The sequence below is a fragment of the Caballeronia eucalypticola genome (assembly GCF_047608185.1).
Taxonomy (GTDB): Bacteria; Pseudomonadota; Gammaproteobacteria; order Burkholderiales; family Burkholderiaceae; genus Caballeronia.
In genome coordinates this window covers 1-19197 of record NZ_JBLKRU010000028.1, presented here as the reverse complement: position 1 = coordinate 19197, position 19197 = coordinate 1, and the positions used below count along the sequence as shown (strand labels likewise).

At 56.4% G+C, this 19197-nt stretch carries 14 protein-coding genes and 1 pseudogene; 6 read left to right on the top strand and 9 right to left on the bottom strand.

The window, feature by feature from the left end; all coding sequences use genetic code 11:
* Nucleotides 1–161: 161 nt before the first annotated feature.
* Nucleotides 162–458, top strand: a complete 297-nt coding sequence (locus ACMX25_RS26820) for a hypothetical protein (RefSeq protein WP_414953039.1) — start codon at nucleotides 162–164, stop codon at nucleotides 456–458.
* A gap of 710 nt (nucleotides 459–1168) precedes the next feature.
* On the opposite strand, the gene ACMX25_RS26815 is transcribed toward ACMX25_RS26820, so the two are convergent.
* The 8 genes from ACMX25_RS26815 to ACMX25_RS26780 form a co-directional block, all read right to left on the bottom strand.
* Nucleotides 1169–2023, bottom strand: coding sequence for a glycosyltransferase family 2 protein (locus tag ACMX25_RS26815; protein ID WP_414953038.1), 855 nt, complete (start codon nucleotides 2021–2023; stop codon nucleotides 1169–1171).
* A complete protein-coding gene (locus ACMX25_RS26810; RefSeq protein ID WP_414953037.1) occupies nucleotides 2020–3312 on the bottom strand; it encodes a glycosyltransferase family 4 protein in 1293 nt (430 codons plus the stop codon). Before ACMX25_RS26810 ends, ACMX25_RS26815 begins: the two co-directional genes overlap by 4 nt.
* 366 nt (nucleotides 3313–3678) lie before the next feature.
* The gene (locus ACMX25_RS26805; RefSeq protein WP_414953036.1) at nucleotides 3679–5145 is read right to left on the bottom strand and encodes a class I SAM-dependent methyltransferase; all 1467 of its coding nucleotides are present in this window, start codon (nucleotides 5143–5145) and stop codon (nucleotides 3679–3681) included.
* 83 nt (nucleotides 5146–5228) lie between these two features.
* Nucleotides 5229–6065, bottom strand: coding sequence for a class I SAM-dependent methyltransferase (locus tag ACMX25_RS26800; protein WP_414953035.1), 837 nt, complete (start codon nucleotides 6063–6065; stop codon nucleotides 5229–5231).
* A 25-nt stretch (nucleotides 6066–6090) separates the two neighbouring features.
* Entirely contained in the window at nucleotides 6091–7404 is a 1314-nt protein-coding gene (locus ACMX25_RS26795) for a hypothetical protein (protein ID WP_414953034.1), read from the bottom strand.
* Nucleotides 7385–8848: an ABC transporter ATP-binding protein gene (locus ACMX25_RS26790; protein WP_414953033.1), complete on the bottom strand. Its 1464-nt coding sequence runs from the start codon at nucleotides 8846–8848 to the stop codon at nucleotides 7385–7387. The genes ACMX25_RS26795 and ACMX25_RS26790 overlap by 20 nt, the downstream gene beginning before the upstream one ends.
* On the bottom strand, nucleotides 8838–9662 hold the full coding sequence (locus tag ACMX25_RS26785; RefSeq protein WP_414953032.1) for an ABC transporter permease: 825 nt from the start codon (nucleotides 9660–9662) through the stop codon (nucleotides 8838–8840). The genes ACMX25_RS26790 and ACMX25_RS26785 overlap by 11 nt, the downstream gene beginning before the upstream one ends.
* Before the next feature lie 72 nt (nucleotides 9663–9734).
* Complete coding sequence (locus ACMX25_RS26780) at nucleotides 9735–11150, bottom strand: mannose-1-phosphate guanylyltransferase/mannose-6-phosphate isomerase (protein ID WP_414953031.1); 1416 nt, start codon at nucleotides 11148–11150, stop codon at nucleotides 9735–9737.
* Nucleotides 11151–12018: 868 nt separating this feature from the next.
* On the opposite strand from ACMX25_RS26780, the gene ACMX25_RS26775 reads away from it, so the two are divergent.
* The 4 genes from ACMX25_RS26775 (at nucleotide 12019) to ACMX25_RS26760 (ending at nucleotide 17245) form a co-directional block, all read left to right on the top strand.
* Entirely contained in the window at nucleotides 12019–13176 is a 1158-nt protein-coding gene (locus ACMX25_RS26775; protein WP_414953030.1) for a glycosyltransferase family 4 protein, read from the top strand.
* 213 nt (nucleotides 13177–13389) lie between these two features.
* Entirely contained in the window at nucleotides 13390–14349 is a 960-nt protein-coding gene (locus ACMX25_RS26770; RefSeq protein WP_414953029.1) for a UDP-glucose 4-epimerase family protein, read from the top strand.
* A gap of 9 nt (nucleotides 14350–14358) precedes the next feature.
* Nucleotides 14359–15384 carry an MraY family glycosyltransferase gene (locus tag ACMX25_RS26765; RefSeq protein WP_414953028.1) on the top strand — a complete coding sequence of 342 codons (1026 nt, stop codon included), beginning with the start codon at nucleotides 14359–14361 and terminating at the stop codon, nucleotides 15382–15384.
* Nucleotides 15374–17245, top strand: a complete 1872-nt coding sequence (locus ACMX25_RS26760; protein WP_414953027.1) for a polysaccharide biosynthesis protein — start codon at nucleotides 15374–15376, stop codon at nucleotides 17243–17245. The genes ACMX25_RS26765 and ACMX25_RS26760 overlap by 11 nt, the downstream gene beginning before the upstream one ends.
* 147 nt (nucleotides 17246–17392) lie before the next feature.
* Here ACMX25_RS26760 and ACMX25_RS26755 read toward each other — a convergent pair whose 3' ends face one another.
* Nucleotides 17393–18172: a hypothetical protein gene (locus ACMX25_RS26755; RefSeq protein ID WP_414953026.1), complete on the bottom strand. Its 780-nt coding sequence runs from the start codon at nucleotides 18170–18172 to the stop codon at nucleotides 17393–17395.
* Between the two features lie 751 nt (nucleotides 18173–18923).
* On the opposite strand from ACMX25_RS26755, the pseudogene ACMX25_RS26750 reads away from it, so the two are divergent.
* Nucleotides 18924–19197: pseudogene (locus ACMX25_RS26750) on the top strand (IS4 family transposase); the annotation flags it as partial.

Sequence of the window (19197 nt, the reverse complement as noted above, 5' to 3'; positions counted from 1 at the left end):
TCGATGCGAAAGACCAATAAAACAATAGCGCGGCGCTAGGCCAGCAATGCAAATACTTAAGTTACAATGTTAAAAAATGTAACACCTAATGTTAAGTCGGTCACATGTATCCAAACGGCTGGTCGTCGTTTTTCAAATCGTATTCGGAGGCAGCTTCTGCTATGACCGATTCAGTTGCATCACCTCGTACCAAAGACGCACCGATTCGTTCAGATTATCCGGTTTGCGATCCCAGCGCATTCCCGCGATACGTAGTTAGCTTTTTTGGCGGCGGTAATATGGCTGTCAGCAAAGAGGAGTATGACGCTTGGGAGGGCGTTGCTTCCACGCATCGCTACATTCAGCACATCGCGTTCCCTGGTTGCAACATGCGGCTGCAATATGAAGGAGAGTTATTGCCCGAATACGAGGAATCGACGTCTCCTTCGGCATCGAGGGGAAACGCTTCAATCGTCTGAGCGTTCGGCGGAGTTATGCTCAACGAATCCGGCCTGAACAGCACGTTACTCGAGCCTCGCTGGCTGCAGCGGTGGCGTCTGTCTCGGAACGACTTTGCTCCACGCCAACGCGTGTTTCGCTCATACTCAAGTACATTGGACAGCTTGATAGCACTCGTATAACACTGAGGTGCTGACACCCCACGAGTCAAGTCCCTCCGTCCACCGCTAATTAGGCGTACGGAGCTGCGATACCATCTCGATGCGGGGTTTTATTCGAATTAATGCCTGACCTCAAGTTACAAGCTTGTGGCAGCAGTCACACATCGCTGAATTTGCGTACGTGACGCCATCTCAAGAGTTGCTCCTTTGGCAAGGTCGGCTCCCTGCATCTACGAGACGGGTGGCATTTCGATAGGATGCCGAAACGACGATTACAAAATTGTGGAATTGATCACTGCTGGTAAAAAAGTATCACGTCTGACCAGTTTCCTAAACGCGAACTCCCTCGATCGGAGCTGGCGTGTAAATAAGCGAGTGATGGTCTATTGCAACAGAACGTTGGAGCGTTGAGTGCTCTATACCGAACTCAATCGCTCCAATGATAATCCCGAGTTCGATGTTCTTTTGATCAAGCTGCTTGGAAGTGAGAGACCCCCGGCTGAGGGGGGCTTTAAGGTCAGATAAGAAAGCGAGATCAGTGGCGGTATCTCGTTTCTCATTTGTTTGGATTACTTCAGGACCCACGAATAAATCGACTTTATCATTCCGCGCGAGACCGTGTGGTTCCATTTAAGCGCGGCGGCGACCGCCGCGGCGCCAACTCGCAACGCGAACTTATTCCCGGCACTTTCACGCGTATGCCGTTTCTCTACCATCGCATGCGCATAATTGAACAACCACCGATCCGGGACCGTGCCGAACAACTTGACGAACATGTCGTTGATCTCGGCGTGAACCTTGATTCGTGCGCCAAGCGTTTTGTTATCGGCGTAAAGGCGCGAGCCGGCGAGCTTTTCATGGAGCAGCGCGAAGCGGACACCGGCTTTTCCAAGCCGTAACCAGTACCCGTAGTCCATGCAGTAGTTGAGCGACTCATCAAGGGGGCCGTGCTGGTCGACCACACGCCGGCGGAAAAACAGCGCCGGCTGGCAGATAAAGCACGTGTCCTTCAATCGATCGAGATTCCAGTCCTCTGTCGGATATGCTTCAAAAGCATGATCTTCTAGATCGATGTGATCAGCCAGTCCGTAGACCACATCGACTTCTGGATGCTGTTCAAAGAAAGCCACTACTTTGGCAATCGCACCTGGGTAATAGACATCGTCGGAATTCAGCCAGCCAATGATCTCACCGTCAGTCGCGGCGATCCCTTGGTTGACGGCGTCGGTTTGTCCCTTATCCTTCTTAGATACCCAGCGCACCGGTGGCTTGAACGCCTCCAGAACGGACACAGTGGAGTCAGTGCTACCGCCGTCGAACACGACGTGCTCGATCTCCGCGCCCGTTTGCGACGCGACGCTTTGCAGCGTGCGTTCAATAAATTGTCCCTGATTGTAAGAGGGAGTGACGACGCTGACTTTCATGCGGAAACCTTCTCAGGGAACAATTCGATTGGTATGTTATCGTCGGCAACGATACTGCAGCGTTGCAACATGGCGGACAGCTCGCGCTGATCGTCGCCGAGCTTGTGGCGAGCGGGAACGAAGGTAGGCTTGATCTGTAGCTCGTAAAATCCGCCGGCGCCGTCCATGGGTAATGACACTACCACTTCCGATCCACGCTTGATCCTGACGGCATCGCCATCCGGCTTGCCTTCACGAAAACGCTGAACCGTAATCGAGCGCTGCGGCGCCCATTCGGGCGCGAGAAGCGTCACCTCTACGCTGCGGGCTCCAAGGAGAGGGGCAGTCTGGATTCTTAAGTTCCCTCCGACCCACCCGTCCACGTGCACGCCGGTAATCAGATTCTCGTGTCTCGAATTCGCCAGCGCAGAGACAAACAAATCCCAGTATTCGTTCGCCATCCGCTTCGAATCCGAGAATTCATCAACTCGTCGCCGTCCCGCTTCAACCAACTTTGCGCGTAAGGATTCGTCTGTCACAAGCGCAACCATGGCTGCGGCGATTTGCTCCGGAATGCGCGGATCGAACATGATGGCGGCGTCTGCTGCGACCTCAGGAAGCGAGGTGGTATTGCTGCAAGCCACGGGCACGCCCGCTGCCATGGCCTCGATTACCGGTAAGCCGAACCCTTCGTAAAGCGATGGAAAAACGACGCCGCTGGAGTGAGAGATCAACGCTGCCAGCTCCGCGTTTGGCAGATACCCGGGGAAGATGACCCGATCGCTCAAATTTAAGGCGTGGGCAGCCCGCAACAGCCAGTCGCGTCGCGCACCCGGCGCACCCGTACAGACGAGCTTGGTGTAACGACTAAGTCCGCCGCCTTCCCTACATGCCATGCCGAACGCTGTCAGTAACATCTCATGGTTTTTGTGCTTCCAGAAATTTGCTGGAAAGACGAGATAATTCTGGCGCGTCAATTGGAGACGATCCAGTACCTGCGTACTTTGCGATGCGTCGGGTGCGATCCGACGAGCCATACGCAAGTGGATCGTTCGAATGCGGCCCGGCTCCAGGTCGCCATGATCGATCGCAGACTGGCGCGAGTAGCCCGAGATGGCGGCGAGGGCATTGGCTCGACGCGCTGCGTCTGAAAACGTCTGGGCTCGTTGCGCCACGTCCTCCGGCGTAAAAAATTCTGGATAGGTCTTGTATTGCAGATCGTAGATAGTGCAGACAGTGGGAATGCGGGGTTCGAAATACGTTGGTGCGGTAAACGGACAAAAGAGCAGGTCGACGCCGAGCTGGCGCAATAGTCCTTCAGTTCCGCGGCGCTTGAGCCTCGCGTTAAGCCGATAAATCCCCAGGCTGAGAACCCGTTGGAACCTTGCCGGTACTTTCGGTACAACGCGTCCTGCGAGGTTCTTCAGGCGCGAGCGGCCGGAATTCGCCGTCAGCGCACCCAGCACCATGCGGCGTTGCACGTTGGGTCGATCGAGTTGCGCGAGTTCATCGTGAGAAGCGGCCTGCGTTAGCAGAATGAACTGCGTGTCGGGCCTCATCTCCGCCAATTGACTCAGCAAATCAAGCACGAATATTTTTGCGCCACCATTTTCACCGCCCGGCAGTACCGGGGTAAGGTCTACCGCTATCTTTTGGGGAAGTTGGCTCATTACTTCTTATTTCCGCTCGTCAATTCGATTTTCGGCGCCATTTTCAAGTAGCTTTTCCAATGCCCGGAACTGTTCGCCGCCTGCGACTTTCACTACCGCGTGAAACGCCCGATGATGAAAGAAACTTCTCACTTCATCCAGCAGTCGCTTTTGGGCAGCGCAGTCGTCCACTGATTGCCTCAGTGCTATCTCCAAGGCTGAAATATGTGCGGTCTTCACAGACCTATCTTCCTCACACGCCCGTAACATTTCGGTTAAGCGCTCAAGCTGTTTGCCTCTTCCAGCGCGATCGGCTTCCGATTCATTCAACATCCTTGCCAAGGTCTCGACTTGCTCACTCCGCGCAGCGCGATCGTCCGAAGCCTCCTTCAGCAACGTGTTCAGCGTCTCAATCTGTCCTCCGCGCGCATTACGATCCTCTTCAGCTTCCTTCAGCAAGTTGTGCAACGTCGCAATTTGTTCAGCGGACCGGGCAGGATCTTCCTGAGCTGTTCTTAATAAACCTGTCAAGGTCTTCAACTGCTCACCTCGCGCGCTGCGATCTTCCTCGGATTCATTGAGCAGTGTCGTCAGTATCTCGACCTGCTGGCCTCGTGCAGCCCGGTCGGTTTCAGCCTCTTTCAGTAGCACACCCAAATGCTCAATTTGTTCACCCCGAGCAATGCGATCGGACTCCGAAGCAAGCTTCTGATTGCGCAGATCGAGCAACGCGAGCGTCATCCGCCCAGCTGGACGCGACTCCAGTGTGGCTATAACCTCATCTGTCGGCAAAGGTGTCAAGTGCGTTTTGCTTACAACGAAAAACATATCATAGTGTGCAAATATTGCAGGCTCGAAGTGGATGTACCGGGCGCCTAACCCATGGAACATTCTCGCGACCGATTCCCGGGTGAAGAGATATATGTGCTCCTCCGGAATCAACATCTCAAGGAAGCGATTCTGGCCCGCAACAAACTCTTCGTAGCTAGCACCGCCAATGAACTGCGGCGTTTGCAGCAATAGCAACCCGTCCGGCTTTAAGAGCTCGAGACAACGTCCCATGGTGGTTGCCGGATCGGGCAAATGCTCAAGAACGTCCATCGCGATAAGCACATCGAGGCTGCCGGGCGTGATGTCGAGATTCTCGATCGGTCCAAGCGAAACGGGTATGCCAAACGTTTTTTGCGCGAAGTCAACCACCCACGGGCTTAGTTCGACACCCGACGCGTCGAACCCGGCCATTCGCATCAAAGCGACGAAACTGCCGTGCGAGCAGCCCAGCTCCAACGCTTTTCCGTCAGATGGCGAGCGATACTTGAGCAGCGTTTTTAGCCAATGGAGATTTCGCTCGGTCAGGTCAGAACGTGCTCTTGAAAAGATATCGGCCGTACCAAATGCGTCTTTCTGGCGCTCGAGCCAATAATTCTTGCCATAGAAATCGGACTCGTCGTCACGGACCAGCAATTTTTCAGGCGGCATTTCTGGCAAATACACTAGCGTTCCGCAGACCGTACATTCGCCATATTCTGGGCCGAACGGTCGAAAGTCTGAGTTTCCGCACCAGCACGCACGCATAGTCATCCCCCGGGTTTGCGGACTACAAAAACCGCTCCACACGTGTCCTGCCAGTCGGTCTCCATATCCAGGAGGCCTTCGAATACCTTCCGAAATGCCGCAGGGAAGTTTGCGTTCGCCGAGAGGAACGGGTAGATCACGTCCCCTAGTTCGCCGCCTGACCGTCGCTTGACGTGCCAAAGGCTGTCCATCAGGAGAAATATTCCGCTATTGATCTTCGGCAGGATAGGGACGTGCTCCTCTAGCACCAGTCCGGCACGCTCGAAGCTATTCGCCCATCCGTCTATCGTTAGGGGATTCGCGAGGTGGTGGTACTCGAGGAAGTCTCTCTGGAGTGACTGAGCCGTCTCGTCGTGTCCCGCCATCGCAACAAGATTCGACAAAAGGGACCACTCGACAAACCTGTTGGTCACAACACTGCCCACCAGCGTGCCGTTGGGTTTGAGACACCGATGGATTTCCGCCAGGACCGTGTCGAGATGATCCATGTGTTCGAGCGAGCAGTTCGCGAATACGTGATCGAAGCTTGCGTCAGGTTCGGGGACATTGTGCGCGGCTGTGACATGGACATCGCGATAAACGCCGCTATTGCGGCCGAGCTCGGCGACTAACGGTTCCATGTCGACACCGACGACATCCTTCGCGTCCGGCCAGATTAGGTTGAAGTATCGGCCGTCGCCGCAGCCGAGGTCGAGAACCCGGCCCGCTATCGAAAAATTCTGGTATGCAGCATATTCCCAGGCGCGCCAGTGGCTGAGCGAGGGCACATGCGGATAAAGGACGCTGACCGCATCATAGCCTTCTAGCAAGGAGTCGATTGAAAGAGTGAGAGTTTTCATTTCGAGGATTGCCTGGTAATAGTGTTTACTTTTCGAGCAGGATGATGCACCGCGGATGAGGGTCGGACTGCACGATCGAGTAGGTCCGGAAGTGCAGCATCAGCGCCTTGATAAAGTTGTCAAGCGTGTACCAGGGCAACTGTTCAGGCGACCAAAGCGCCACGTGTTCGTCGTCAGTCGGAATAAACTCCACGATCGCGCGCCGCTTCGCTAGTCGCGAAATGGCCCCCGCCATTCCGTCAAACGATACTCGCTGCTTGAACGCCAGATGATGTGTAACTGCCATGACCATCGCCGTGTCGCATGAAAGGCGATCTTCCGCAGCCGGGATACTGTTGAAAATTCCGGACGTACCTATCGGCCACAGCAAATCATGAAATAGCGGAAGAATGTCTGCTCCACTCTGACGAGTCCGCGAGTACAGAGCATTCAGGCACGCTTCCTCGATATCGCAGGCAAGCACGCGTTTGCCGAGCGACGCCGCAAGTTCGCTATGCAAACCATTGTTCGTGCCGATATCGATCAGGGTTTTGCCCTTGTCCTCCTCAAGTATCCGATGAACGATGCGGTCTTTTTCGCGCAACGATGACATGTCCACGAGACTCGACAAACGAGGCTGGGCGTATGCCGACCATTCACCCTCAACATGTGGCAGCACGAGATTCGCGACATAGTCTGCAAGCGCCTCGAACGTCTGGGCTGTCGGCGCCTCGCGCGCCGCGCGTGCGATCGCGCCCGGTACGGCGGGCTGGTCAGCTAGAAAAGGCTGTTCGATGATCTGATTACCGACGCCTACCTTGTGCTCCCGCAGCATCGCGCGTGCGATCGGAGCGTGCCCGGTGCAAAACGCATGCAACGGTGCGAGCAGGAACTGCCTGAACTGCTTGTACCAGAACGACCAATTCAGCTCCTTGACTGGCGCAATGGATCCCCAATCCACGAAGTGAGGTCGCGCTCCATCGAACAAAACGTTCCACGGATGCGCATCCTTCAGACAAAGGTTCGATTTAAGCAGCGTAGCGCTTACTTTCAGTATGCAGAGTGCGGCTTCGCGGAGTGCTTCGCCACTCCACTCTCCGCGCAAAGTGACGAACGGAACCCTTTGATGTTCAATCACAAGCGGCGAGCCTTCAATAGTGAATTCGGTCAGCCAAGTAGGGACCAGACCTGCATCGAACAGGTTTTCACTTCGGGCTAGCTCGATGGTGTCTTTCACAAAGCCCGCATAGGTCGGGGATATAGCCCTGAAAATCCGGTTGTCGAAATGGAAGAGTTTGCCTACCGGATCGACCACGGAACTGGATTCGAATCGAATTTGATCAGTCTGGAGTTCTATCATTTTTGCCTTCTTTCTCTACGCTTGTAACAACTAGGTCGCACGCGCCAGGCAGGTTCGCGAGACCGTGATGGGTCAATGCTATCCCGTCGCGGCGTAAGCCGACGGTGAAAGTTCCCGCATTGCCTACGGAGAGTACGCGGTGTATCGAGTTAGACAGGTCGCCGTGAGACATATGTTCGCTGTGTCGGTAAGTATCGGCATCGGTTGTCGCCAGCCCGACCACAAAGCTGTATTCTCCCGGAGCAAGGTCCAGCACAATTCGCTGCCGATAACGCAGCGTCTGCCCGGCGTGGGCGGTGTCCGGCGCATTCAGCTTATGCTGGATCGAGTTCTTGCCATGCACAAGCAAGCCTTTTTCGTTCGCAATCGTAACCCCAAGAATCGGAACACCGATATCCTCGAGCAGACGATATTCGACAAAAAAATCGGCCGTGTCGCCCATTTGGAAAACGCGCGCCGCTTCGCCGGTTTCATCACAGAGCGCTACGCCGGCGAATTCGGCCTGCTCGGTTCCAACGATATCCACTTTGTCGGTCTCGAAAAACGCGTCGTCGGACGGCCAGTCGAAATGCAGGGAAGCCGGTTTTTGGTCGCCGTGCAGTTTCAGCTTCTCTGCAATACGCGAGCGCGCCGTGATGCCCGGCGCGGCATCGCGTTGCAGCGCCATGTAGCGACGAATGGCGGGTACGGGCTCCCCACTGAACATCTCCCCGCCATTGTTGAGCACGAGTACGCGCGTGCAGAACTGCGTGACGGTCGCCATGTCGTGCGTCACGAGAATCACCGCGGCGCCACCGTCTACCAGTTCGCGAAGACGCGCGAAGCACTTCTGGGTGAAGAACACATCACCCACGGCGAGTGCCTCGTCAATGATTACGATCGATGCGTCGATGTGCGCCTGCACTGCAAACGCAAGTCGTACGAACATACCGCTCGAATACGTCTTGACCGGCTGATCGATGAACGGGCCTATATCCGCAAAGGCGGCTATCTGATCGTACCGCTCCGCGATCTCCTTTTGCGTTAGTCCCAGAATCTGCCCGTTTAGAAACACATTTTCGCGGCCGGTGAACTCGGGATTAAAGCCGCTGCCTAGTTCGAGCAAGGCGGCGATGCGCCCCTTGATCGTGACGCTGCCGTTCGTGGGCGTCAGCGTTCCCGCGAGGAGTTGCAGCAGCGTGCTTTTGCCGCTGCCATTCCGACCAATGATCCCCAGCGTTTCGCCCGCGCGCACTTGCAGCGAAACGTCGGTCAGCGCCCAGAATTCACGGAAATAATGCGGGGGCGCCTCGGGCTTTGTGAGCCTCAAGGCACTCATCGCTCGATTGACCATTCGGAAGATGCGGGGAAGGACAAGTTGCTTGAGCCGGTCACGTGGCGTCTTGTAGATTTCGTACCGTTTGCTGAGATTCTGGATATCAACGACAATTTCTTTAGACGACATCAGCAAAACCCCGACGCGATTTCTGGAACCACCAATATCCTGTCTGGAAAACAACGAGTCCCGCTAGGAGGCTGATGCTCCATGCTTGCCACTCGAACGACTTTCCCCACAGTAGTAGATTGCGTACCTGGATTACAGGCAGGGTGATCGGATTCCATATCAGGAACCCCTGATATGCTTTAGGCAACGATTCGATGGGATAGAACACCGGCGCTAGGAACATCGAGATCGTGACGAGCATGCCAATCACCTGAGACAGGTCCCGCAAGTACACTCCGAGCGACGCGAGAATCCATGACAAGCCAAGGATCATTAGGACCAGTGGAAACAGCGCAAGCGGAATCAGCAAGCCTTCGATATGTAGTGTGGCGCCGGAGATCAGGCAGAATCCGATCAATGCGGCGAAGCTCACAAGAAAGTGTAAGAAAGCTGAGAGCAATGCCATCCAAGGCAGCATTTCAAGCGGGAAGACTACCTTCGTAACATAGTTTGCGTGGCCGGTGATAAGCCCCGGCGAACGATTCAGGCATTCCGCAAAAAACGTATGAACGATGATTCCGGAAAACAAGACAATGGCGAAAGCTACTTTGCTTTCATCGCTGTGACCACCCCAGCGTGCCTTGAATGCCACGCTGAAAACGAATGTATAAATGGCCAGCATGAAAAGCGGATTAAAGAGCGACCAGACGACACCGAGCATTGACCCTTTGTAGCGGCCAATGAAGTCCCGCTTCACTAGATCACGCAGCAAGTGCCGGTGCTGTGTGAGACTTTTCAGCATCGCGGCTGGTGACGCAGCGTATTTATCAATCATTAAACTAATCGGCCTTAACAATGGAATCCGCAAGCCCCGGCGAGTTGCCGTTTCTTGACTGTACTGCGGTTATCAAGCGCGCCCGTAAACATCCTGGAACCGGACGATATCGTCTTCACCCAGGTACGGCCCGCTTTGGACCTCGATCATGACGAGGTTCAGGATGCCCGGATTTTCCAGCCGATGTCTGTGGCCTGCAGGAATATAGGTCGATTCATTGGTGTTGATGAGCAGTTCGGCGTCGCCATTCACCACTTTCGCCATGCCGCGCACGACGATCCAGTGCTCGCTGCGGTGATGGTGCATTTGCAGGCTCAGACTCGCCCCCGGCTTCACTTCAATGCGTTTGATCTTGAAGCCGTTGCCTTCCTCTAGAACGGTATAAGTGCCCCATGGCCTGTGCACTGTGCGATGCAGTCGGTAAGCCTCATGACCATTGCTCTTCAACTGCGAGTAGATCTGCTTGACGTCCTGGGCACTCGACTTGTGTGCGACAAGAACGGCGTCTGGGGTATCGATGAGGATCAGATCGTCCACGCCGACTGCGCCCATCAGTCGTTCATTACTGCGGATGATGCAGTTGTGGGTGTTATGCAGGAGCACGTCGCCCTGGATCCGATTGCCGTTTGCGTCCGGCTCGTCCAGATTGCCCAGCGCAGTCCAGGAGCCGATGTCACTCCAGCCCACATTGCACGGGACGACAGCGATTTGATCCGATTTCTCCATGACGGCGTAGTCGATCGACAAGTCCGGCACCAGCTTGAACGTGTCCGCGTCCAGCTCCAACTGGTTGAATCCCTTGCCTTCGGCCGAACGCGACTGTCGGGCGCAAGCTGCGGTGGCGTCCAAAATGTCAGGGCAGTGCAGTTTCATCTGCGCGAGCATCGCGCCTGCTGCAAAGCAGAACATGCCCGAATTCCAGAGGAAGCGCCCAGACTCCACGTATTCCCGAGCCACCTTGATCGACGGTTTTTCGACAAAACGAATCACCGTGTTGCCTTCCGCCTCAATGTAACCATAACCCGTCTCAGGGCTGTCAGGATGAATGCCGAAGGTCACCAGCTTGCCCGATGCGGCCAGTTGGCTTGCCTTCCGCACAGCTTCTTCAAACGCGGGTTGGTCCGCTATCACATGATCCGCCGCGAGCACCAGCATAAGCGCGTCCGGGCCGTGCTTCTCTGCGACTTGTAGTGCGGCAATTGCGATGGCAGCAGCAGTATTGCGCCCGCAAGGTTCCAGCACGAACGACACCGGAATTCCGGTCGAATTGACTTCACGGAATTCATCTTGCGTGGCAAACAGGAGTTCGCGGTTGGTGACGGTCAAAATTTCCGTCAGTCCTGAAAGCTGTGCGCCTCGCAGGAAAGCCTTTTGCAAGAGACTCTGCCCGTCCGCCAGACGGATAAACGGTTTTGGGTGGAGTTCACGCGAAACGGGCCACAATCTAGAGCCAGCACCGCCGCAAAGAATGGTCGTAATTAACTGCATGGGCGTCCCTTAGTAGGTCTCTTGGCTTTTCGCCGGAAATATGCTTATTGGTCGAACGACGCAGTCAGATGCACTTTAACTGTTGAGCACCGCAGGTCACCACTTAAAACACCGCGTACGCGCGATATAACCGAGGAGCGGATTATGATGGGAAGTTCCTTCTCGACCAACGCAACCCGCGTCTTTTACTAAAACATGGAATTGTGTGCTGAATAGTTATTCAGCGGTGCGGTCAGTGGGCGTTGGCGAAGGGTACGAAGCATATTTTGATCCAGTGGGGCAATGCGGCGCACCGGGTTGACGGGTCGATAACTTGCCAGCCTCGCGCGGCCAAACGTCCGGAGCGTGTCGCGATAAACGGGCCGGACGATACGTGCCGGAGAGCTTCCCGCATCGGTTTTTCGCGTCAACACCCTTTGCTGACCAAGCTGCAAGTATAACAAAGCCAACAGGGCCGGGCAATTTCGGGCGTCCCGTTGACGTTGCATTTCAATCAGAAACGTCTCAGTTTGTAACGAAAAAATTTGGGTTGCTTCACGGCGGATCAACTCGGGCTGAAAACTTGCTCCTGAGGCAATCCGCGCAACGCTCGCTCGCACCATTGCTCAAATGTTTCTAAAATAGTTACCTGCGGTAAACTGCGTCCGCCGTATTGGTCGGCAGCCAATGCGTTCGCGCTTCGGCTTTGCGTCGCTTGCGTGTTTTCGCATCGCGTTTCCGTGGTCCGTGAGCGTCCCTGGTACGGACCTAGTGTTTTGCGCGGTTTTACATATAAAAACGAAAGCGCACGAATGAAGCTTTTAAAGCTTTCGCGAGAGGATCGTCGGGCCGACCGTGCCTGGGATCAGCCGTGCAATAGGACTTGAGAATGCACATTGGATTTGATATTTCGCAGACCGGTTCCGGGAAGGCAGGGTGCGGTTATTTTGCGCATGCGCTGGCCCACGCCATGATCAACATCGCGCCTGAGCATAATTTTTCGCTGTATCCGAGTTTCGGCGATTTCTACTTCGATGCCCTGATGCCGGTCATGAATCCGTATTCGGGCAAGAGTGTTGAGTATGGTCCCCGCCACCTCACGCGAGAGACCGCACGCGCATTTTGGACCAGCACGGAGGCGGAGCGGTTAATCGGCTCGCCCGATGTCGTCCATTCGAACAACTTCTGGTCGCCGCTGCACATGACCTCCAGCCGGTTGATTTACACATTCTACGATATGGGTTTCCTCATTGACCCGACGTGGACCACAGAGGCCAACCGGCTAGGATGCTTCGAGGGCGTCTTTCGTTCATCGGTTACGGCCGATTGGGTAGTGGCGATCTCCGAAGCATCCCGTGCGCACTACTTGAAGGTCTTTCCGCATTTCCCGGAAGATCGAATCCGCGTGATCTATCCGTGTTCGCGCTTCGCAGATTCATCGGTGGTGGGAAAGCGTCCGAAGCCGCTGGACGATATCGCGGCCGATGGTTTCTGGTTGAACGTGGGCACGGTCGAGCCCAGGAAGAACCAGCGGCGTCTTGCGCAAAGCTACGCTGACTATCTCGAGGCTGGTGGCGCCCCCATGCCTCTCGTGCTTGCCGGTGGCAAGGGCTGGCTCATGGAGGATTTCCAGAAGCATCTGGCCGAGCTTGGCATTGAGGCGCAGGTCGTGATGACCGGCTATGTGACGGACGACGAGCTGATCTGGCTGTACAGGAACTGCTACGCAAATCTTTATCCGTCACTTTTCGAGGGCTTCGGATTGCCGGTCCTCGAAGGGATGCAGTTCGGCGCGCCGACCATCACTACCACATCGAGCTCGGTGCCCGAGGTAGCGGGCGATGCGGCAATCCTTCTGGACCCCGAGGACACAAACGGCTGGACCCAAGCCATGCTCCGACTTGCGGCCAACCGCAACGAGCGAGACGCGTTGAGCACTGCATCCGTGAAGCAGGCTGCTCAGTTCGACTGGCAGCGCAGTGCCGGAGATTTGCTGCGGCTCTACAAAGATGCCGTAGCATCGCCGAAACGGCAGGTAACGAAATGAGAGCACTCGTTACCTTTTAACCGATGCAGCTTGATAGACTCTTGCAGAAATCCGCGCAGCGAGGAGGGTTGTTTACGGCCATTCGCGAAAGCGGCCTTCCAGGATACTGCAGAACTGAGGTCTTTCAATGCAATGTATCGGTACCAATGCGGCCGAGTCCTATCGGCCTCCGTTCGTGTCCTGTAGCACTGGCGGCGGCCGTGAAGGGCGTCCATGAGCGCTGCAGTCCTGGTATCGGGCGCCAACGGATTCGTTGGGCGTGAAGTAGTGAAGGCATTAATCGAACGAGGCGATGACGTCATCGGTTTGGTTCGGCGTGCGCAATTAGACATGCCGGGCGTGCGTGAATGGTTGCTTGACGGAGACGCCTTTGCCGGTATCGAAGATAGCTGGCCCGCCAGCTATAAATGCAATTCGGTCATCCATCTCGCCGCCCGCGTGCACATGATGCAGGACACCGCTACCGACCCGCTGGCCGCCTACCGGGAGACCAATGTCACAGGGACTTTGCGACTTGCCGAGGCATCCCGTGCGGCTGGCGCCCGGCGTTTCGTTTTTGTCAGCAGTGTCAAGGCGATGGGCGATAGCGATCATGGCCGACCGCTGCGCGAGTCCGACCAACCCGCTCCGAGCGACCCTTACGGCGTGTCCAAATTGGAAGCCGAGCAGGCGCTGCTTGCGTATGGTCGTGAAAGCGGTTTGGAGATCGTGATCGTGCGGCCGCCATTGGTCTACGGCCCCGGGGTGCGGGCCAATTTCCTTCGGTTGATGCGCGGGCTCGCCGCAGGTGTTCCACTGCCCCTCGGCGCAATCCCTGCGCGGCGTAGCATGATATTTGTCGGGAATCTCGCCCACGTTCTGATCCAGTGCGCAACAGATCCGCGCGCTGCCGGCGGCACTTTCAACGTCACGGACACCCACGACCTCACGGTAACCGAACTGGCTCGCATGCTAGCGGCCAAGCTCAACGTGCCCGCGCGGCTCTTACCCGTTCCGGCATCGTGGCTTCGAGTCGCGGGCGCTCTTACCGGCAAGAGAGAGCAAGTGGAGCGGCTGATCAGCAGCCTGCAACTCGATACGAGCCTGGTTTGCGAAGCACTGAACTGGCACCCACCTTATTCGACTGAAGAAGGTCTGTCGCTGACGGCAGACTGGTATCGCTCGACACATTGAGACAACCGTATGCAGCCAGATTTGTCACACGCCGGTGCGGCGAGCGACGCGTTCATTTGCGTACTCATAGGTGTGTGCGTGAGCGCGGCAATTTTGTGGACGTTACTTAAGACCGGGCTGGCGTGGCGTTTGGCCACTGATATCCCGAACGACCGCTCGCTGCACACCCGTCCCACTCCACGGGTAGGTGGATGGGGTGTTTTGCCGGCGCTGGCGCTGGCCATTTTTCTCTACGCACCCGATTTTCGCCTGATTGCTCTTGGCGCTTTGTTGCTTGGCGTGATTTCTCAGATCGATGACCGGCGCGGCCTGCCTGCACGCATTCGATTCGGAGCCCATGTAGTCGTGGTTGCAGCGGGCATTGCGTTGAGCGTTGTCGGGATTGCGTGGTGGATGGCAGTTCTTGCCGCTTTCGCTTTAGTCTGGGTGGTCAATCTTTACAATTTCATGGACGGTTCGGACGGCCTTGCAGGAGGCATGACCGTGTTTGGTTTCGGTTTTTACGCTGTTGCGGCGGCAGTGTTGCAGCCAACGCTTAGCGTGCCAGCTGCCGCGGTAACCGGCGCGGGATTTGGTTTCTTGATTTTTAACCGTCATCCGGCCAAGATATTCCTTGGCGATGCTGGTTCTATCCCGCTGGGTTTCCTGGCTGGCGTGCTGGGTTTCTGGGGTTGGCAGCACGGCGTCTGGCCGATCTGGTTCCCCGCGCTGGTGTTTGCGCCTTTTGTCGCCGATGCCACCGCGACCCTGGCGCGCCGTCTTGCGCGGGGCGAGAAAGTATGGCTCGCGCATCGCGAGCATTATTATCAGCGTCTGGTGAGACTGACTGAAAGCCACGTCCGCGTGGCTATGGCGTATTACTTGCTCATGTTGGGGAGCGGTTGCGTTGCGCTTTTAGCACTTCGCGTGCTGCCCACAGTCCAATGGACCTTGTTCGGGGCTTGGTACGTTGTTCTGGCCGTGGTTGGCTGGGAGATCGACCGCCGTTGGCGGCAATTCATCCTCACTCAAGGTAACGATAACGATGCGAATTAAGCCTTCGGTGCTTTCGATTGCAGCATTCGGTTTCGACCTCGTGGCGGTCGCCGTGGCGTGGCTGGCTGCGTATGCGCTGCGCTTCAATGGCTCGGTCCCCGACGATTTCTGGCACGGCGGCATCAACGCGCTGGTTTGGGTCGTCGTGATCTATGGGTTGATGTTTCGGATTTTCGGGTTGTATCGAGGCATGTGGGTGTTTGCAAGCCTGCCTGACCTCATGCGCATTTCCAAGGCGGTCGCCAGTGGCGGGCTCATCGTAATGATAGGCGCAGCCATGCTGCAACCTTCGCCCATCATTCCTCGCTCTGTGCTGATTGTGTCGCCGCTGCTGCTGTTCATGGGAACAGGCGGATCGCGAGCGCTTTACCGTGCGATCAAGGAGTTTTATCGATACGGCGGTTTGATCGGTCAAGGCAAGCCGGTGATCGTGCTCGGCGCGGGTACCGCGGGTGCGAATCTCGTGCGCGAACTTTCGCGTTCGAGTGAATGGCGCTTGGTCGGCCTGCTAGACGATGACCCCGCAAAACGCGGTCGTGAAATCCTGGGCCATAAGGTACTGGGTTCGATCAGCGAACTGCCGCTCTGGGCAGGACAACTCAAGGCCGATACCGCGATCATCGCGATCCCGTCGGCATCGGTGGATGCACAACGACGTGTGGCAACCATGTGCGTTCGCGCCGGCGTCAAGGCAATGGTTCTCCCCGCGCTTACCGTGCTCACGCAGGGTCAGGCGTTCCTCTCGCGGGTGCGCCAGATCGACCTTGAAGACTTACTCGGCCGCGAGCCGGTGAAGATCGACATGCCGCACGTCGAGGCATTGCTGCATGGACGCGTGGTGATGGTCACGGGCGCAGGCGGCTCGATTGGTTCGGAGTTGTGCCGGCAGATCTTGCGCTTCTCGCCAGCGCAGCTCGTCGCCTACGACCTGAGCGAATACGCGATGTACTTGCTCATAGAAGAACTGCATGAGCGGTTTCCGGATTTGTCTGTGATCCCGGTAATAGGCGATGCGAAAGATTCGCTGCTGCTCGACCAGACCATGTCGCGCTTCGCGCCACATATCGTGTTTCATGCGGCCGCGTACAAGCATGTGCCGTTGATGGAAGAGCAGAACGCATGGGCAGCGGTGCGCAACAACGTGCTGGGCACGTTGCGCGTGGCGCGCGCGGCGATCCGTTATCAGGTCAGCCACTTTGTGCTGATTTCCACCGATAAAGCTGTCAACCCGACCAACGTGATGGGCGCAAGCAAGCGGCTGGCCGAGATGGCCTGCCAGGCGTTGCAACAGACTGCTCCAGGTACTCAATTCGAGACGGTGAGATTTGGCAATGTGCTGGGCAGTGCGGGCAGCGTGATCCCGAAGTTCCAGCAGCAAATCGCGAAGGGCGGCCCGGTCACGGTCACGCATCCGGAGATCACACGCTTCTTCATGACGATCCCCGAAGCGGCACAACTGGTGTTGCAGGCGTCGAGCATGGGTCGTGGCGGAGAGATTTTCATTTTGGATATGGGCCAGCCGGTACGAATCGTGGAGCTGGCGCGCGATCTAATTCGCTTGTACGGATTCTCGGAGGAGCAAATCCGGATCGTGTTCACGGGCTTGCGGCCGGGCGAGAAGCTATATGAAGAGTTGCTCGCCGACGATGAAACGACTACACGCACACCGCATCCGAAACTGCGGATCGCGCAGGCGCGCGAGGTGCCGAATCATTTTCTCGATGAATTGCTGCCGTGGCTGATGCAGCATCGCGTGCTGGCTGACGACGAGGTCAGGCGGGACCTACGCCGGTGGGTGCCGGAATATCAGACGTCAATGCCAACTGTGTTGACGAGCGTCCAGTCGGTTCGAAACGGCTGAGTTTGCCCCGTTGGCCTGCCGCAACCGTGATGCTCACGTCTCGCTCTTCCTTCAAGCCCAGAGTTTTGGAGCGCCTGTCGCGGTGTCCCCGTGCCCCGCTCAACTGGGCCGCCTCGCTCAAACTCAAACTCAAGCTTCCGCCAACACCTAGTTTCGCGCCATGCGCTGCAGTCTCCTTAAGTGCAAATGGTGGGAAATGCCCTTGAACACATTGCCCTCATGCGGATCGCCGAAATGAAGCAGTGCAGTGCAGCGTACGCTGGACGGCAGGCAAGCCTGATTCGCGTGGAATGAGCGCATGCCCCAGAAGAAGTAGAGATTGCCCGGCGTCAGCGGCACGATCTTGGCCGAAAGCAATCGTTGCACGCGCGGCAAACGCCACATCCGCTTCAGTAGTCTCTCGACCAGTAGCTTTTCAACGATGTTGACGATCGCGAAGCGCCTCGCTTCACGCAGATTCGGAAACATGACCAGATGACCTGGGGGTTCATCCGGGCGGTTTGGGATCAGGATCGGCAGCAGTACGGTGACGACATACGAGTCGTAGTGGAAGTTGAGCGCGTGCCGCAGTCCGTGGGTGCCGGTCAGTCCGCGCAGGACGGGGAAGATCCGGTCGCTGGGCGGCGCTTTGCGCATCTTCCGTTCGTAGAGACTTCGCAATAACGCGTGAAAGCCCGGGTCCTCAAATAGCGGATTGAGGCAGGTTTCGGCGATCCATGCCTCGCCTTCAAGGCCGAAGTATTGGCCGTCATGCTCCTCGATCTGTTGGGCGACGAAACTGCGCATCTGCGTGAGAATCGCATCCGGCACAATATCGCGCAGTATCCCTACGCCGGTATCGTCCATCGATTCGGCCAGTGCCTTCGCGCTCTCTGCACCCACTGGTAAGAATCCGCTAAGCGGCAATCCGTCGTTCAATGCGTTCATCGCAGTCCTCTTGACCGGGCTTTCGATGCGAAATGAGAATTCATACTCGCTGTAAGGACATTGACGGAAAATTGTGTAGTTTTCCGTACGAATTCGCACACATGACCTGATTCCCCAGCACGAACATTCGCTTCTTTCGCCCTCCGAAATAGCTGGTCGCGCATCTCGAACGGTTCGCGGTTGGTCGCTCGGGACATCACTTCAACAGCGAAGCTGGCGTTATGGTGTAGAGGCAAACGATTGCGAAGCTGCGTCGACTACTGATGATCGCAAAGAGGTACAGGCGCGTGCTGTTGAGAAAGTCGATGCCGAGTTGTTCATTGGGAATTTCGCTGATCGTTTATATCCCTAACCGACACTCACTAGCGGCTTGGAGATCGATCTGGAAGATCGATGTTCTGCTTATGATGTGACAAGAGCTACGCGGCGACTTTTTCCAACGGCATCGCTACGAAAGTGGTTAGCCGGGATCAGGTGCAGATGCTTGCCGCCATGTCGTGCAGTTACGCGAGTACATGGCGTTGCTCTTCTCTGTCCTCATTGCTTTCCACGTGCACGAGGCCAAGCCAAACGTTTGCATCTTGAATGGACTTTGAATAGTCCTTACTTAGAACGAATGGCACTTACTTAAGCCAGCATGGTGGAGAAGACGCGGGTAAGTACTTGAAGAGAAACGGAGTAGGCTGATCCAGGGATTGATAGGATGGTTGTTACCAAGCAAACACCCGTCTCATTCCAAGGACCAGCCCCCATGGATCGTAATGCACGAAGTCATCACAGGCAAACACTAGGCGGCGTTCAAAGCCGCGCACGCAGGGCCCAGGCGGTTGACTACTTCAACATACTGACGAGCCCGGAGCTGTTGGAGATAACGGAAGCGCATTTGCCAGAACATCGAGAACGGCTGTATCCGCCGACGGTGACACTGTCGATGTTCATGCGCCAGGCGCTGGAAGAGGACGCCTCCTGTCAGAAGGCGGTCAACGGGTGGGCTGCGCAGCGAGCTGCCGACGGGCTGCGACCCA

Coding starts and splice junctions, on each gene's coding strand:
- ACMX25_RS26820 (WP_414953039.1), top strand. CDS start 162: ATGACCGATTCAGTTGCATCACCTCGTACCAAAGACGCACCGATTCGT.
- ACMX25_RS26815 (WP_414953038.1), bottom strand. CDS start 2,023: ATGAAAGTCAGCGTCGTCACTCCCTCTTACAATCAGGGACAATTTATT.
- ACMX25_RS26800 (WP_414953035.1), bottom strand. CDS start 6,065: ATGAAAACTCTCACTCTTTCAATCGACTCCTTGCTAGAAGGCTATGAT.
- ACMX25_RS26795 (WP_414953034.1), bottom strand. CDS start 7,404: ATGATAGAACTCCAGACTGATCAAATTCGATTCGAATCCAGTTCCGTG.
- ACMX25_RS26790 (WP_414953033.1), bottom strand. CDS start 8,848: ATGTCGTCTAAAGAAATTGTCGTTGATATCCAGAATCTCAGCAAACGG.
- ACMX25_RS26785 (WP_414953032.1), bottom strand. CDS start 9,662: ATGATTGATAAATACGCTGCGTCACCAGCCGCGATGCTGAAAAGTCTC.
- ACMX25_RS26780 (WP_414953031.1), bottom strand. CDS start 11,150: ATGCAGTTAATTACGACCATTCTTTGCGGCGGTGCTGGCTCTAGATTG.
- ACMX25_RS26775 (WP_414953030.1), top strand. CDS start 12,019: ATGCACATTGGATTTGATATTTCGCAGACCGGTTCCGGGAAGGCAGGG.
- ACMX25_RS26770 (WP_414953029.1), top strand. CDS start 13,390: ATGAGCGCTGCAGTCCTGGTATCGGGCGCCAACGGATTCGTTGGGCGT.
- ACMX25_RS26765 (WP_414953028.1), top strand. CDS start 14,359: ATGCAGCCAGATTTGTCACACGCCGGTGCGGCGAGCGACGCGTTCATT.
- ACMX25_RS26760 (WP_414953027.1), top strand. CDS start 15,374: ATGCGAATTAAGCCTTCGGTGCTTTCGATTGCAGCATTCGGTTTCGAC.
- ACMX25_RS26755 (WP_414953026.1), bottom strand. CDS start 18,172: ATGAACGCATTGAACGACGGATTGCCGCTTAGCGGATTCTTACCAGTG.